Source organism: Paenibacillus allorhizoplanae (assembly GCF_927798215.1).
Lineage (GTDB): Bacteria > Bacillota > Bacilli > Paenibacillales > NBRC-103111 > Paenibacillus_E > Paenibacillus_E allorhizoplanae.
In genome coordinates, this window is record NZ_CAKMMW010000003.1 from 500038 (window position 1) to 513822 (window position 13785).

The following is a 13785-nucleotide window of genomic DNA, read 5'->3' on the forward strand; positions in this document are numbered from 1 at the left end:
AGATAAAAATAAAAAGCCTATCCATCGGATAGACTTTTCCCATTACTCCTATTAATAGGCAATTCTCTTTGCCTTTAGAAATGTTTTTTTCCAATAAGCTTTATCAATATTGCTGATTTGTACCCCATTCTTCGGCTCCGGGGAGGCATGCAGCATCTTCATGTTTCCAATGTAAATCCCTACATGACCAACGGTTTTGTTCGATTTGAAACGACCTGGCACGTAGAAAAACATCAGATCCCCTTTGCGTAACGACTTGCGAGAAACCAAATTACCTTTAGTACCTTGTTGCCGAGCTACCCGCGGCAGTTTAATATTATATTTCCCATAAATATATTGGGTAAATGTCGAGCAATCAAATCGTCCTGTTTGGGGATATGGGCCTGTACCAAATTTATACTTTACACCCATATAATTTTCCCCTTTATTAATCAATGCATTAATATCGATATTCTTCAAAACCGGCATAACATCATTTTGATCATTTGGCGACCATACTTGAAGATCATGTTGGGTCTGAATAGGCATCCCTGCAGGATTAGCACCTGCCCCGTTGCCTTTGAATGGATCTGTAGGATCATCTCCGAAACTCAACTCTGGTGAGTTATCATTCGCACTTGCTGGGTCATCTTCATGTTCGATGATCGCAATGGGCGAAGCATGAATAATGACGTCCCCTTTTCTAACCTCGTACGACATATCATCTTGAAATAAGTCAGCTAAGTCTGAGACAGGTAAGTAAGCCGTTCCGCCCTCTTTCACTACCGGCTGGCTTAATTGAATATCCGCCCCATCTTTCATGGCTTTATTCGAGTTCATGATCAACTCAAAATTAGCATCATTGTCCCCTAAAATCAGCTTACCTTCAGAATCTTCCCATTCAGATTGGAATTTAAGTGTTTTAATGAGATCTTGGGCAGATACATAATTGACATTTCCAATTTGTTTCATCGGTAGAACGGCATCATTACTTGCTAGTGAAATGATCTCTTTGCCCGCTTGCGACATACTCTTCGTAACCGAATTACCAGAGCCAGTTAAACCTGTCGGGCTTTGAGACGGTGTTACACTTGGTGGGCTCGCATGATCCTTCCCACAAGCAGTCGAAATCGCCAGCACAACGATCACGCTTCCTATTGCCGGTATCTTTAGCTTATTCCACATGAAATTCTCTCTCCTTCAGGGACACATTATTATCCTTTATAGAGTGAGACAAGTGGCATGCAAATATGCAATCCGTTCGTTCAAATGGGCTTGGCGTTTGTTGGAAGGAATGGAATCTGTAAGAGGAGAATGCCGTATAAATGTGGAGTTAATACATATATTTGTTCAAGAAGGAGTGATGATAGTGGGTATTTTTAGTGGATTACTAGGAAATTTATCAGAAGTATCTGTTGAGGAGCTTACGAGGCAGTATGGTACTTATCTCATGCCAAATGAAGTTATCTCTACAGGTTTTAAACTTGTTCGAGATTCATTTGTAATCACCGACGAGCGCATTATCCTTATTGATCATCAAGGTGTCACTGGTAAGAAAACCAAAGTCTCCACGATAGATCTGGATGCCATCTATGAGGTATCGATGGAATCTGGCGGTACAGGGTTTGATGACAGCGAACTCATTATTCATTACATAACCTCACCTTATTACAAAGCGAATAACATTACGACGGCGGCTTATCGTTTTGAATTCAAGAAAAAGTTCAATATCCAGTCGTTATATGTGGCCCTCCAATCGGCAGCAACACAGAATCGTAAGCGAATTAACGGATAACATGGCAAAAAAGCGTGCCAGAGAAAAATCTCTGGCACGCTTTTTTTATTATCTGGAGATTAACCGATAGATCCTTCCATCTCGAACTTGATGAGACGGTTCATTTCAACGGCATATTCCATCGGAAGTTCTTTGGTGAATGGCTCGATAAAGCCCATAACGATCATTTGCGTTGCTTCTGCTTCTGTAAGACCACGGCTCATGAGGTAGAACAATTGATCCTCAGATACCTTGGATACTGTTGCTTCATGCTCAAGCGTAATGTTATCGTTCAGGATTTCATTGTAAGGAATTGTATCCGATGTGGACTCGTTATCCAAGATCAACGTATCGCACTTGATGTTAGCTTTGGAACCTTGGGAGTTACGTCCGAAGGAAGCCAAACCACGGTACGTTACTTTACCGCCATGCTTGGAGATCGACTTAGAAACAATCGTGGAAGTTGTATCTGGTGCCAAATGCGTCATTTTCGCGCCCGCATCTTGATGTTGACCTTTGCCTGCAACAGCGATGGAAAGAACCATCCCTTTAGCGCCGCGGCCTTTAAGAACAACTGCTGGGTACTTCATTGTCAGCTTGGAACCGATGTTACCATCAACCCACTCCATTGTAGCTCCTTCTTCTGCAACCGCACGTTTCGTAACGAGGTTGTAGATGTTAGGTGCCCAGTTTTGGATCGTTGTGTAACGAGCACGGGAGTTCTTCAGACAAACGATCTCAACAACCGCACTATGAAGTGAGTTCGTGCTATAGATTGGAGCTGTACAGCCCTCAACGTAGTGCACGAAGCTATCTTCGTCGGTGATGATCAGCGTACGCTCGAATTGACCCATGTTCTCGGAGTTAATACGGAAGTAAGCTTGCAAAGGCACTTCACATTTAACGCCTTTTGGTACGTAGATGAAGGATCCTCCGGACCAAACTGCGCTGTTCAATGCAGCAAATTTGTTGTCAGCTGGCGGAATGATCGTTCCGAAATATTGTCTGAACAACTCCGGATATTCACGAAGAGCTGTGTCTGTATCTGTGAAGATAACACCTTGATCTTCAAGTTCTTTTTGCATGCTGTGGTAAACAACCTCAGACTCATACTGTGCAGATACACCAGCAAGGAACTTTTGCTCTGCTTCAGGGATACCAAGCTTGTCGAACGTTTCTTTAATTTCCGTAGGAACTTCTTCCCACGTTTTACCTTGCTTTTCGGATGGACGAACATAGTACTGGATATCATCGAAATCCAAGTCATCCATGTTTCCGCCCCAACGTGGCATAGGCATTTTGAAGAATTGCTCAAGGGATTTCAGACGGAATTCTAGCATCCATTCTGGTTCGCCTTTAATTCTTGAGATTTCTTCAACGATTTCACGAGTTAAGCCTTTACCGGATTGGAAAATGGATTTGTGCTCATCTCTAAAACCATATTTGTAATCTTCTAAATCTGGCATTTGTTTCGCCATGGTTGATTCCTCCTTAACGTTCTCTTTGTTCCATATCTTTAACCTATTCCACCCGCAAATGCGTTAGTTATCGGTCTTATGAGAATGTTCAATCCCTTTGCGTAGTGCATTCCACGCCAGAGTTGCGCATTTAATCCTCGCTGGAAATTTGTTAACGCCCGACAGGGCCTCAATGTCTTCATATTCAAATTCTACGGATTCGCCCTTCATCAAGCCTGAGAAATTATCAGCCATCTTCAGTGCTTCTTCGACTGTTTTGCCTTTGACAGCATCCGTCATCATGGATGCAGAGGATAAGCTAATCGAGCAGCCTTCACCTGTGAATTTCGCCATTTTCACGATACCCTCTTCAACTTGCATCTGCAGGGAAATTTTATCCCCACAGGTTGGATTGTTAAGGTCAATCGTAACGGACTCGCCGGACTCAAATTTTCCACGGTTGCGAGGAGTTTTATAGTGATCCATAATTACTCTACGGTATAAATCATCCAATTGCATCGCCGAAGTACTCCTTTGTTTTCAGTAAAGCCGTCACAAGACGGTCTACATCATCTTCCGTATTATATAGATAAAAGCTTGCACGAGCCGTGCTGCTTTGTTCTAACCATCTCATAAGTGGCTGGCAGCAGTGGTGACCAGCACGAACTGCAATACCCATGGAATCCAACACGGTTGCTACATCATGAGGATGAACATCCCCAAGGTTGAACGTTACCAGTCCTGCACGATTCGTTGTAGGACCATATACAGCTAAGTCAGGAATCTGCATCATACGATCCAATGCGTAGTTCGTGAGCTCCACATCATGTTTAAATATGTTATCCATCCCAACTTCGGTTAAGAAGTCGATGGCCGCGCCAAGCCCAACTGCTCCTGCAATCATAGGCGTTCCGCCTTCGAATTTCCACGGAAGTTCTTTCCAAGTTGACTCATAAAGATCGACATGATCGATCATTTCTCCGCCAAACTCAACAGGTTCCATGTTATTCAATAAAGACTTCTTCCCATACAATGCCCCGATTCCGGTAGGTCCACACATCTTATGCCCGGATAATGCATAAAAGTCACAATCCAAATCTTGCACATCCACTTTCATATGAGGTGTGCTTTGCGCACCATCGACCATGATTTTGGCACCATGCTTGTGGGCAATAGCGGCAATTTCCTTGATCGGATTGATGACGCCGAGCACATTGGACACATACACAATCGAAACAATCTTAGTACGATCGGTAATGGTGTTCTCAACATCTGCAAGGGATACGGATCCGTCTGGCTGCAGCGGAATATATTTTAAAGTTGCGCCTGATTTCTTAGCAGCTTGCTGCCAAGGGATCAGGTTGCTGTGATGCTCCATCGGTGTAAGGACGATTTCATCGCCCTCACGAAGTACCGATTCGGCAAAGCTAGCTGCCACAATATTGATAGCAGTTGTAGTGCCGCGAGTGAAAATAATTTCCTGCTCACTAGCTGCGCCGATGAACTTAGCCACTTTGGCTCTAGCTCCTTCATACGCATCAGTTGCTCGGGAACCTAGGGTATGAACCCCGCGATGAACGTTCGCATTATCCCACTCGTAGTAATGCTTCAGTGCCTCGATCACCTGAATAGGCTTCTGGGAAGTAGCAGCACTATCCAAGTAAACCAGAGGATGACCGTTCACTTCTTGCTTCAGAATGGGAAAAAGTTCACGTATCTCGGCAGATATCATTGTCCTAGCTTCCTCTCCACTAAGCTTTGCAGCTGTTCTTCAACGCTCTTAACTGGAATTACGGAAACAACTGGTGCCAAGAATCCGTAAATGATTAAGCGTTGAGCTTCTTCCTTGGTAATCCCACGGGACATTAGGTAATGAACTTGTTCTGCATTCACTTGCCCAACACTTGCAGCGTGACCTGCTTTAACATCATCTTCATCAATGAGAAGAATCGGGTTCGCGTCTCCGCGAGCTTTCGGGCTAAGCATTAAGACTTTCTCGGTTTGTTGACCGTTACAGCCTTGTGCGCCTTTCTCGATCTTCGTGATTCCGTTGATAATCGCTGTAGAGCTATCACGCATAACTGCGCGTGTAATCATATCGCTTGTAGACGCTTTGCCCCAATGAACAGCGCGAGTCGTCAAGTTTAATTTCTGTTCGTGCGTACCCACACAGATGACTTTCGCATCGGAGTCGGAGCCTTTCCCTTTGAGAATAGACGTCGTATCGGACATCGAATTCCCATAGTTCAACTCACCAACAACCCAACCAATACGGGAGTCATCTTCAAGAATCGCACGACGATAAGTGAGATCTGTTACGGATGCTTCCAAGCTATGAATGGAGGAATAACTAACGCGTGAACCTGGTTTTGCAAACACTTCAACGATCCCGTTTTGTACAAGATCTGCACCGCCAACGGAAGACACGAAGTTGTCTACATACGTAACGGAACTGAATTGTTCAGCAACGATGAGAACGTGCGGTGCAAACGTAGCTTCTGCATCATCTGCAACAAACAAAGCTTGAAGTGGGATATCAACAACAACGTTTTTGGGAACGTAGATGAAAATACCGCCATTCCATAATGCTGCATGCAAAGCTGTAAGTTGATTTTCATTCGCTTGAACAGCCTTCATGAAGTAAGGTTTAACCAAATCTCCATGCTCACGAACAGCCGTTTCAAGATCTGTGAAAATAACGCCTTGCTTTTTCAATTCTTCGGATACTTGATTGAACACGATACCGGAGTTGCGTTGTACGATCAGGTTGCCAGAACTCGTCAAGCCCTTAGTCACTTCAGGCAGTGCATCAAGTGAGCTCAAAGCTGCTTGCTCTTTATAGGAACCGTAGGCGGAAATGCTCCAACGGTCGATTCTTGTTTTTTCTAGTATAGGTAATTCCAACGAATTCGCTAATGCTACCCCTTCAGTACGAAGGGCTGTCATCCACTCCGGCTCTTGCTTGCTGCGGGAGAGCTCAGTAACAGCATTAGTATCGATGGAAAGTGTTGTTTTAGTGCTCATGATTTCCTCCATTTATAAGTATCTTTGACCCTAAGATCAAAGTCTCTCATCTCCTAGTACTTCGGCCCTGGTGTGTTCATAGGAATTTTGAATTCTTCCTCGTCTTGACCAACCGTTTCATCAACGATGCCAAGTTCTTCTTTGATCCAATCGTAACCTTCCGCTTCCAAACGCTCAGCGAGCTCAGGACCACCGGATTTCACGATGCGACCTTGCATCATAACATGTACAAAATCAGGTTTAACGTAGTTCAACAAACGTTGGTAATGCGTAATGATTAAGAATCCACGCTCTTCACTGCGCATTGCATTAACACCCTCAGCAACGATACGCAAAGCATCGATATCTAGACCGGAGTCAATTTCATCAAGGATAACGAATTTAGGCTCAAGCAAAAGCATTTGAAGAATTTCATTACGCTTTTTCTCACCGCCGGAGAAACCTTCGTTCAAGTAACGGTGCATGAACTCAGGGTTCATTTCCAATTGCTTCATTTTTGCTTCCATTTGACGAATAAATTTGATCAAAGAAATTTCGTTGCCTTCACCGCGGCGAACATTCATTGCACTGCGCAAGAAGTCAGCATTCGTTACACCCGTGATTTCACTTGGGTATTGCATAGCCAAGAACAAGCCAGCGCGAGCTCTCTCGTCAACAGCCATTTCAAGAACATCTTCGCCATCTAATGTAACAGAGCCCTCTGTTACTTCATATTTCGGGTGACCCATTAACGCGGATGCCAATGTACTTTTACCCGTACCGTTCGGCCCCATGATCGCGTGAATTTCGCCGCCTTTGATTTCTAGGCTAAGACCTTTCAAAATTTCCTTTCCTTCGATGGTCGCTTTCAGACCCTCTATTGTAAATGTTGATGAATTTGCCATTTTCTTTAAGCCTCCATAATGTTTGAGTGTACTAGATAGATGACAATCATAGGAAATGATTATCACTGATTCTCATTAGAATAATTCTATTATAACTTACTGTGACAAATCAAGAAAGGGCAATTCCATGAAAAAGGCAAGCGTTTTGTGAAATGCTACGTGAATTTTACGCCAAAGTACGTTTTATTTCAGCAACTTGTGCGTTAAATTCTTCCTCATTCAACACGGGTGTCATGCCGGAATCATCCGGTACCAGTGCCTGTAGTTGTATCCATGATTTGCAGCCAATATAGGCCTGTTCGATCTCAATTTGGATTGGTTGGTTCAGCGTATAAACCCTTAAAATCATTATATGCAGCGGGTTTTTACGTTTCCACTTCAATCGCTCTTCTGTGAAATTTTCTGTCCAAATATGAAAAGGGAATAGCTGATTTAGCTTTTCTTGGTCGCTGACTTCGATATCTTCCACCATTCGGGCAAAGGAGTTGATTGTTACGTGTGTATCCTGCGCGCTCCAATTGACCAACGTTTCATCGATAATCCCGCGATACTGCTCTTTCAGTAGTTCTTTTCTCTGATGCTCATATGTTGGATAGAGAAAGAAATCATTCGATTCCACCTGGAAATCTCTTGTTTCTTCGACAATACCTCCCTTGCGCATAATAAAAATTTGCGAGCCAGCTTCTAACGCTTTTACTGCAGAGGCCCACTCTTTCAATGCTTTCCCATTCCCCATCTCGCCAACCCCTCGTTCTCCTCATTAATCTATCTATTATAAATAAACTTTGAAAGCAAAACAAATGCAGATTGACAATTTTCAGGAAAAATAAAAAGGAACAGCCCTAAAGTCGGCCATTCCTTTATTTCTCTACATTCTTCTCTCCACATAAGAAAATATAAGTTATCGGTTTCCGAAAATTTATATTTTCTTATTGGCGATAAAACCATTTATAGGGATCTTTGGTCGGAGTCCAAAGTCTCTCCTCTTCAAACGCGGTCGCTCATCCTTGAATTGCCTCGATAGAGGTTTTCTCATACGTAACCTGCATTCGGGTAAACTGGTCTTGATTATGTTTCATTGGATTCGGATCATGGGTGCTGTCAGGTGCATCTGCCTGGTACGCAAGGAGTAGGAAAATAGTGCCCACAGCAATCGCGAATAGGACATTCAGAATTTTCATATCCATTTCACATCCTTTGAAATCGTCTATCTCTAGGATAATGGAATTTCATATCGTGAATGTTTGTGTAAGTTAAAGATTGTGTAAATTTCTCATCCCAGGAATGATTGCAGCATCCAACGATGCTTTTCCAAAGATGTTTGGATCGCCAAAAGCATATCCGATGTGGTATCGTCACTCTCTTCCTCACAGATCTGCATGCCCGCCTTCAGCTCTTGCGTAAGGATCGTGAAATCTTCTATAATCGCTTCAACCATTTTCGTAGCTGATTCCGTGCCGGATGCTTCCTTTAGCGAAGAAATTTCTAAGTAAGCTTTCATCGTAGCGGCAGGTTGACCGCCAATCGCCAATAAGCGTTCAGCCAACTCATCCACATGCAGCGCAGCCTCATTGTAGAGCTCCTCAAATTTTACATGAAGCGTAAAAAATTGATTCCCTTTTACATACCAATGAAAGTTATGAAGCTTAACGAACAGTAAATTCCAGTTGGAAATTTGCTTATTAAGAACAGTTTGAATGGATTGCGTTGAAACTAATGTTGAGCTCGTCATGCAAATCCTCCTTCGTTTTGCCTAAAAATCGTCCTTGTACACGCTAATTTACGTTAATCACGCGGATTTTATGTAAAATAAACGACATTTCCGAAAAGTGTATTTCATGCGGAAACAATTTGTCTTATACTAGGTAAAGACAATTAATACTCAGTAAATTAGTTGGAATTAATTCCAATCAAATTAGAGGACGCATACGAAGTCAGTTTTCTGACGAAAACTTTTAGGAGGTTCACTCATGTCCACTTATCATCCGTTATCGGAAGCGCAAGCCATCGAATACGCACGCCGTATTCCGCAATTATTTCAACCAGGTTCTGATCTGACCAGCCAAGAAATTGGGGATGGGAATTTAAACCTCGTATTTCGTATAACAGAGGCTGCTACAGGAAAAAGTATTATTTTGAAACAAGCTCTTCCCTATGCCAAAGTTGTTGGGGAATCCTGGCCGTTGACGCTCGATCGTGCGCGCATTGAAAGCGAAGCATTGATCATTGAAGAAGGGCTCGTGCCAGACCTAGTCCCGCATGTGTACGCCTATGATGCAGACCTAGCGCTTACAGTAATGGAAGATTTGAGCGATCATGTCATCATGCGCAGAGGGTTGATTGAGGGTAACCAATACCCGCTTTTTGCTGAACATATCGGGCGTTTTCTAGCTAGTACATTGTTCTTTACATCCGACTTAGGCAAAAATCAACAAGATAAAAAGATTCAGCTGGGACGCTTCATCAACCCTGAACTTTGCAAAATCACGGAAGATTTGATCTTCGATGATCCGTATCGGGATGCGGAAACGAACAATATCGAAGCCCCAATTCGTGATGCAGCGGAACAACTTTGGGCAGATAGCGAGCTTCAATTCGAAGTTGCGATTCTACGAAATAAGTTCCTCACTTCAGCACAAGCCCTGCTTCATGGCGATTTGCATACGGGCAGCATTTTCATCAAACCCGATTCTACGAAAGTGATTGACCCTGAATTTGCCTACTATGGTCCGATGGGCTTCGATATTGGTGCTGTTCTTGCCAATCTCTTACTTAACTTTGCTGCACAAGAAGGTTGGAGTAAGGATGAAGAAAGCCGTTCCGCTTACCGTGCCTATTTAACACAAACCATTAAGGATGTATGGAGACACTTTGAAGAAAATTTCCGTGCCCTTTGGAATGAGCAAGGGGTTGACCGTGTATTTACCGCTCCAGGCTACCAAGATTACTTCTTGTTAAACTTGCTACGTGATACGGTTGGATTCACAGGAGCCAAAATGGTCCGTCGCGTAGTGGGTCTTGCCCACGTCGCCGATATCGATAAAATCGAAGATGCTGCAGCAAGAGAACGCGCTCAGCGCATGGCCTTAACGATCGGCACAGCCAGCATTCGAGCTAACCGTCAGGTTACGACGATTGATGAGCTAATCGCAATCGCAACACGAGCAGCAGAAAGAGGTTTTGTACTATGACGACTACGAATGATGTAAATGGAAGCAACGTAAGTGCTGAAAATGACGTGCAAGGTGCTTTGCAATCCTTGCGCTGGAACGGCCAGCAGCTGGATTTGCTGGATCAACGACTGCTGCCGGAGGAGATTGTGTATTTACCGCTGGAGACACCGATTGAGGTGTGGGAAGCGATTCGGCACTTGAAAGTTCGCGGCGCACCTGCGATTGGGATCGCCGCCGCGTATGGGGTATATCTCGGCATCCGCGGCGTGGATGCTGCTGTTGATGGGCTTCTGGAAGAAGTCCAGAAGCAAGCGGATTACCTGGCGACGTCACGTCCGACAGCGGTGAACTTGTTCTGGGCGCTCGATCGCATGCGTGCGAGAGCAAGTAGCTTGGCAGCCGAAGGCGTTAGCCCGGATGCGTTCAAGGCTGCGCTTCTAACAGAAGCGCAAGTGATTCAGGCGGAGGACGAAGACACCAACCGCCGTATTGGCGAACATGCGCTCACGCTGTTCGAGGATGGGTTCGGCGTGCTGACGCACTGCAACGCCGGCGGTTTGGCTACTGCCAAGTACGGCACGGCGTTAGCGCCGTTCTACTTGGCGAAGGAACAAGGGCTGAACATCAAAGTGTTCGCCGATGAAACACGGCCCGTGCTGCAAGGCGCGCGGCTTACGGCTTTTGAACTGCAGCAGGCTGGCGTAGACGTCACGCTGATCTGCGACAACATGGCCGGCGCGGTCATGGCGAAGGGCTGGATTCAGGCGGTCATCGTCGGAACGGACCGCGTTGCGGCGAACGGCGATGTAGCCAACAAAATCGGCACTTACAGCGTAGCTGTGCTGGCGAAGGCGCATGGCATCCCATTCTATGTGGCAAGTCCGCTGTCGACAATCGACTTGAACACGCCGACTGGCGGCGATATTCCGATCGAGGAGCGCCATGAGGACGAGATCACGCAAGGATTTGGCAAGCGTACAGCGCCTGTTGGCGTGAAAGTGTTCAATCCGGCATTCGATGTGACGCCGAATGAGTATGTAACCGCGATTATCACGGAAAAAGGCATCGTTCAGGCACCTTATGGCGAAAACCTGCGTAAGCTTTTCGAATAGATCTTTGTTGGGATGAAAGTGATTTGTTTAACTGGAAAAGCTCCAGTTAAATTCATCAGCTTCAGCTAAACTATGAGCTTAGAAGGAAAAACTCCAGTTAAATTCCGGCTATCTGCTTCTTATGCGGAGAAATCCTGAAAATAGCTGGAGTTTTTCCAGTTATTCGGTTCAAAGTGCGAAATTGGTTCGAAATAGCTGTATGTTTTCCAGTTAGTAGGATGCTAGTGGCGGCTGGGGGGATTGCTGATTTGTGGTGGTAGGAGTAGCTTGAGCAAAACAAACAGAGCTGTCCAGAAGTAGATTCTCTACTTACGGATAGCTCTGTTTGTGGGATTTACATCGTGCTCGCGTGTTGGAGCACTGTATTTTCACGGTAGGCATTAGGCGTTGTGCCGTGTGCCTTCTTGAATACGTAATGTAAGTAATTGCTGGACGTGAAGCCGCTGCGCTCTGCTATTTTCTCCAGTGTCAGCGTAGTCTGCTGCAGCTCGCTGCATACGAATTTGAGGCGAATTTGCTCCAAGTATTCACTGAAGGAAACATTGGCCTTTTCCTTGAAAATCCGTTGAAGCTGCCTAGAACTGATCTGCACGCGCTCAGCTACCCCCTCCAAAGTCAGGGGACGACGGAAATTGTCTGTAATGAATTGAACGGCCATCTGATAACGATAGTTCTTCATATCACGAGCTGGCAGATTAACGCCCTGTTGTTCCGGTTTATACGCACTAACGGTTCTTAACAGCATCTGGATAATGGACTGTTTAATAACCGTGTACTGACCTAATTGATTGTTTCGCCACGCTTCGTAAGCGACGAGGAAGCATTTCATCGCTTCATGGCGATCCACTGCTGGCGTATGCGGCAGTTCACCAAGCTGTCCAATGCATGCTTCGGCTTCTGCCATCTCCCATTCCTCTCCCCAACCAGAGGAGGACAACGCGGAGGATCCTGCTTCTTCCTTATCTGATAGTTTCACAATATCCACGTGTAGACACAGTTCACCCATCGCTTCATGCTCATCTGCTTCTTGCCGATGAATGACACCAGGTGCTGTGACGTAGAGCAGTCCTTCATGGAGTGGATGTGTAATTCCGTCTAGAATTACTCTCCCCTTGCCGCAAGGGATATAGTGAATCTCGTATTCGGAATGCTGATGATAGTTTACGATCACTCCAGCTGGAAAGGAAGTCAGATGACAACGCAATACTCGAATTCCGTAAGCTCCCCAACGAAAGCTTAATTCTAGACGATCTAACGCCATCGGATTTTCTAGCATAGGTTCGAAGTAAAAGGGTTGACTCATAGAGGAAACACCGCTTCCTTTCCAGATTTGGCGATTAGTATTAGTTGGTCAGTGAATCCAAACGTACTTGGCTTTTGCTAGCCACGGATAGATTGGAAGCTTCCATTAGCTTCGTTAAGTCTACAGCCAATCCGATATTTTCGGTAGCTTTGGTACCATTTTGAATATGTGCAACCCATTGGTCAAACGCAGTTGGCTTTGCCTCTGGTATAGCCTCGTAAGCCACCCATTGTCCTGTCGCTTCTTCCAGCTTGTTCGTACGCAGCATAACACGGCCATCTTGCTCTGAGTATAATACACTGCCTGCCGTGCCATGTACTTCAATAACGAAAGGCGAGAATGCATTCACAAAGCCTGCTTCAACGATACCCAACGCACCATTATCATATTGGAGCAGCGATACGGCATTATCTTCAACTTCTCTTCCCGTCACATAGCCATAAGAAGCGCTTACAGAGACGGGCAGACCTAGTAGTAGACGATTGAGATACATCGGATGACAACCAAGATCGATGAGTGCTCCGCCACCACATTGCTCCGCATTATAGAAATGCTGAGGCAACCAGCCATTCGGATTCGCCGTCGTCGAAATTCCGCCATTATGTGAGAGTCGTGTACGCACAAGCGTGATTTGCCCCAATAACTCTTTAGCAACGATATCTTGAATAGCGAGTGTTGATGGTGAATTCAAACGTGGTAAGGAGACCGTTAAGGTCACGCCTGCTTCCTCAACAGCTGCGAGGATCTCGTTCACTTCGTGAAGCGTAGGAGCAATGACTTTCTCTGTAAAAATATGTTTACCTGCCCGTGCAGCAGCGATGATGACATCTCGGTGAAGGTTGGTAGGTGTATCTACAACAACGGCTTCGATTTCTGGATTGGCTAGTAACTCTTCAAGACTTGCGTAGAAGGCCACACCTCGTGTTTCAGCTTCTTGCTGTCCTCTTTCTACAATCTCGTCCCAAATCGCAACGATCTCTGTATCCGGGTGCTCGTTTACCTGTTTCGCATAATCCTTTGCATGTACATGCCAGAAACTCAACATTGCTACTTTCATCCTGAATGACCTCCAAATAAGT

The 13785-nt window shown here is 45.1% G+C and carries 14 protein-coding genes; 3 read left to right on the forward strand and 11 right to left on the reverse strand.

Annotation, left to right across the window (positions count from 1 at the left end; genetic code table 11):
• Nucleotides 1-51: 51 nt before the first annotated feature.
• Complete coding sequence (locus tag L6I86_RS08355) at nt 52-1164, reverse strand: C40 family peptidase (protein ID WP_236286131.1); 1113 nt, start codon at nt 1162-1164, stop codon at nt 52-54.
• Nucleotides 1165-1342: 178 nt separating this feature from the next.
• Here L6I86_RS08355 and L6I86_RS08360 point away from each other — a divergent pair, with 178 nt between their 5' ends.
• Nucleotides 1343-1774: a PH domain-containing protein gene (locus tag L6I86_RS08360; RefSeq protein ID WP_236286356.1), complete on the forward strand. Its 432-nt coding sequence runs from the start codon at nt 1343-1345 to the stop codon at nt 1772-1774.
• A gap of 59 nt (nt 1775-1833) precedes the next feature.
• On the opposite strand, the gene sufB is transcribed toward L6I86_RS08360, so the two are convergent.
• From sufB to L6I86_RS08400, 8 genes are all read right to left on the reverse strand, one after another.
• Nucleotides 1834-3231 (reverse strand): Fe-S cluster assembly protein SufB, encoded by a 1398-nt coding sequence (gene sufB / locus L6I86_RS08365; protein WP_056624188.1) that lies wholly within the window; start codon nt 3229-3231, stop codon nt 1834-1836.
• A 63-nt stretch (nt 3232-3294) separates the two neighbouring features.
• Nucleotides 3295-3729, reverse strand: coding sequence for a Fe-S cluster assembly sulfur transfer protein SufU (gene sufU / locus L6I86_RS08370; RefSeq protein ID WP_236286133.1), 435 nt, complete (start codon nt 3727-3729; stop codon nt 3295-3297).
• Nucleotides 3716-4942 (reverse strand): cysteine desulfurase, encoded by a 1227-nt coding sequence (locus L6I86_RS08375; protein ID WP_236286134.1) that lies wholly within the window; start codon nt 4940-4942, stop codon nt 3716-3718. The genes sufU and L6I86_RS08375 overlap by 14 nt, the downstream gene beginning before the upstream one ends.
• Nucleotides 4939-6234 carry a Fe-S cluster assembly protein SufD gene (gene sufD / locus L6I86_RS08380; protein WP_056624198.1) on the reverse strand — a complete coding sequence of 432 codons (1296 nt, stop codon included), beginning with the start codon at nt 6232-6234 and terminating at the stop codon, nt 4939-4941. The genes L6I86_RS08375 and sufD overlap by 4 nt, the downstream gene beginning before the upstream one ends.
• Before the next feature lie 53 nt (nt 6235-6287).
• Nucleotides 6288-7118: a Fe-S cluster assembly ATPase SufC gene (gene sufC, locus L6I86_RS08385; RefSeq protein WP_056624201.1), complete on the reverse strand. Its 831-nt coding sequence runs from the start codon at nt 7116-7118 to the stop codon at nt 6288-6290.
• Nucleotides 7119-7284: 166 nt separating this feature from the next.
• Nucleotides 7285-7854 (reverse strand): DUF1802 family protein, encoded by a 570-nt coding sequence (locus L6I86_RS08390; RefSeq protein ID WP_236286136.1) that lies wholly within the window; start codon nt 7852-7854, stop codon nt 7285-7287.
• 265 nt (nt 7855-8119) lie between these two features.
• The gene (locus L6I86_RS08395; RefSeq protein ID WP_236286138.1) at nt 8120-8299 is read right to left on the reverse strand and encodes a hypothetical protein; all 180 of its coding nucleotides are present in this window, start codon (nt 8297-8299) and stop codon (nt 8120-8122) included.
• Nucleotides 8300-8391: 92 nt separating this feature from the next.
• Complete coding sequence (locus tag L6I86_RS08400; RefSeq protein WP_236286139.1) at nt 8392-8850, reverse strand: Dps family protein; 459 nt, start codon at nt 8848-8850, stop codon at nt 8392-8394.
• A gap of 238 nt (nt 8851-9088) precedes the next feature.
• On the opposite strand from L6I86_RS08400, the gene mtnK reads away from it, so the two are divergent.
• Nucleotides 9089-10309 carry an S-methyl-5-thioribose kinase gene (mtnK, locus tag L6I86_RS08405; RefSeq protein WP_236286141.1) on the forward strand — a complete coding sequence of 407 codons (1221 nt, stop codon included), beginning with the start codon at nt 9089-9091 and terminating at the stop codon, nt 10307-10309.
• Nucleotides 10306-11403 carry an S-methyl-5-thioribose-1-phosphate isomerase gene (mtnA, locus tag L6I86_RS08410; RefSeq protein WP_236286142.1) on the forward strand — a complete coding sequence of 366 codons (1098 nt, stop codon included), beginning with the start codon at nt 10306-10308 and terminating at the stop codon, nt 11401-11403. The genes mtnK and mtnA overlap by 4 nt, the downstream gene beginning before the upstream one ends.
• A gap of 334 nt (nt 11404-11737) precedes the next feature.
• Here mtnA and L6I86_RS08415 read toward each other — a convergent pair whose 3' ends face one another.
• Nucleotides 11738-12706, reverse strand: a complete 969-nt coding sequence (locus L6I86_RS08415) for a helix-turn-helix domain-containing protein (RefSeq protein WP_236286144.1) — start codon at nt 12704-12706, stop codon at nt 11738-11740.
• 40 nt (nt 12707-12746) lie between these two features.
• Nucleotides 12747-13763, reverse strand: a complete 1017-nt coding sequence (locus tag L6I86_RS08420; protein WP_236286146.1) for a Gfo/Idh/MocA family protein — start codon at nt 13761-13763, stop codon at nt 12747-12749.
• Nucleotides 13764-13785 lie beyond the last annotated feature (22 nt).

What these genes read in the sequence shown, in the direction of transcription:
- sufC (WP_056624201.1), bottom strand. Translation starts at nt 7,118, where the DNA reads ATGGCAAATTCATCAACATTTACAATAGAGGGTCTGAAAGCGACCATC.
- mtnK (WP_236286141.1), top strand. Translation starts at nt 9,089, where the DNA reads ATGTCCACTTATCATCCGTTATCGGAAGCGCAAGCCATCGAATACGCA.
- L6I86_RS08395 (WP_236286138.1), bottom strand. Translation starts at nt 8,299, where the DNA reads ATGAAAATTCTGAATGTCCTATTCGCGATTGCTGTGGGCACTATTTTC.
- sufB (WP_056624188.1), bottom strand. Translation starts at nt 3,231, where the DNA reads ATGGCGAAACAAATGCCAGATTTAGAAGATTACAAATATGGTTTTAGA.
- L6I86_RS08355 (WP_236286131.1), bottom strand. Translation starts at nt 1,164, where the DNA reads ATGTGGAATAAGCTAAAGATACCGGCAATAGGAAGCGTGATCGTTGTG.
- sufD (WP_056624198.1), bottom strand. Translation starts at nt 6,234, where the DNA reads ATGAGCACTAAAACAACACTTTCCATCGATACTAATGCTGTTACTGAG.
- L6I86_RS08400 (WP_236286139.1), bottom strand. Translation starts at nt 8,850, where the DNA reads ATGACGAGCTCAACATTAGTTTCAACGCAATCCATTCAAACTGTTCTT.
- sufU (WP_236286133.1), bottom strand. Translation starts at nt 3,729, where the DNA reads ATGCAATTGGATGATTTATACCGTAGAGTAATTATGGATCACTATAAA.
- L6I86_RS08390 (WP_236286136.1), bottom strand. Translation starts at nt 7,854, where the DNA reads ATGGGGAATGGGAAAGCATTGAAAGAGTGGGCCTCTGCAGTAAAAGCG.
- L6I86_RS08375 (WP_236286134.1), bottom strand. Translation starts at nt 4,942, where the DNA reads ATGATATCTGCCGAGATACGTGAACTTTTTCCCATTCTGAAGCAAGAA.
- L6I86_RS08420 (WP_236286146.1), bottom strand. Translation starts at nt 13,763, where the DNA reads ATGAAAGTAGCAATGTTGAGTTTCTGGCATGTACATGCAAAGGATTAT.
- L6I86_RS08415 (WP_236286144.1), bottom strand. Translation starts at nt 12,706, where the DNA reads ATGAGTCAACCCTTTTACTTCGAACCTATGCTAGAAAATCCGATGGCG.
- L6I86_RS08360 (WP_236286356.1), top strand. Translation starts at nt 1,343, where the DNA reads ATGATAGTGGGTATTTTTAGTGGATTACTAGGAAATTTATCAGAAGTA.
- mtnA (WP_236286142.1), top strand. Translation starts at nt 10,306, where the DNA reads ATGACGACTACGAATGATGTAAATGGAAGCAACGTAAGTGCTGAAAAT.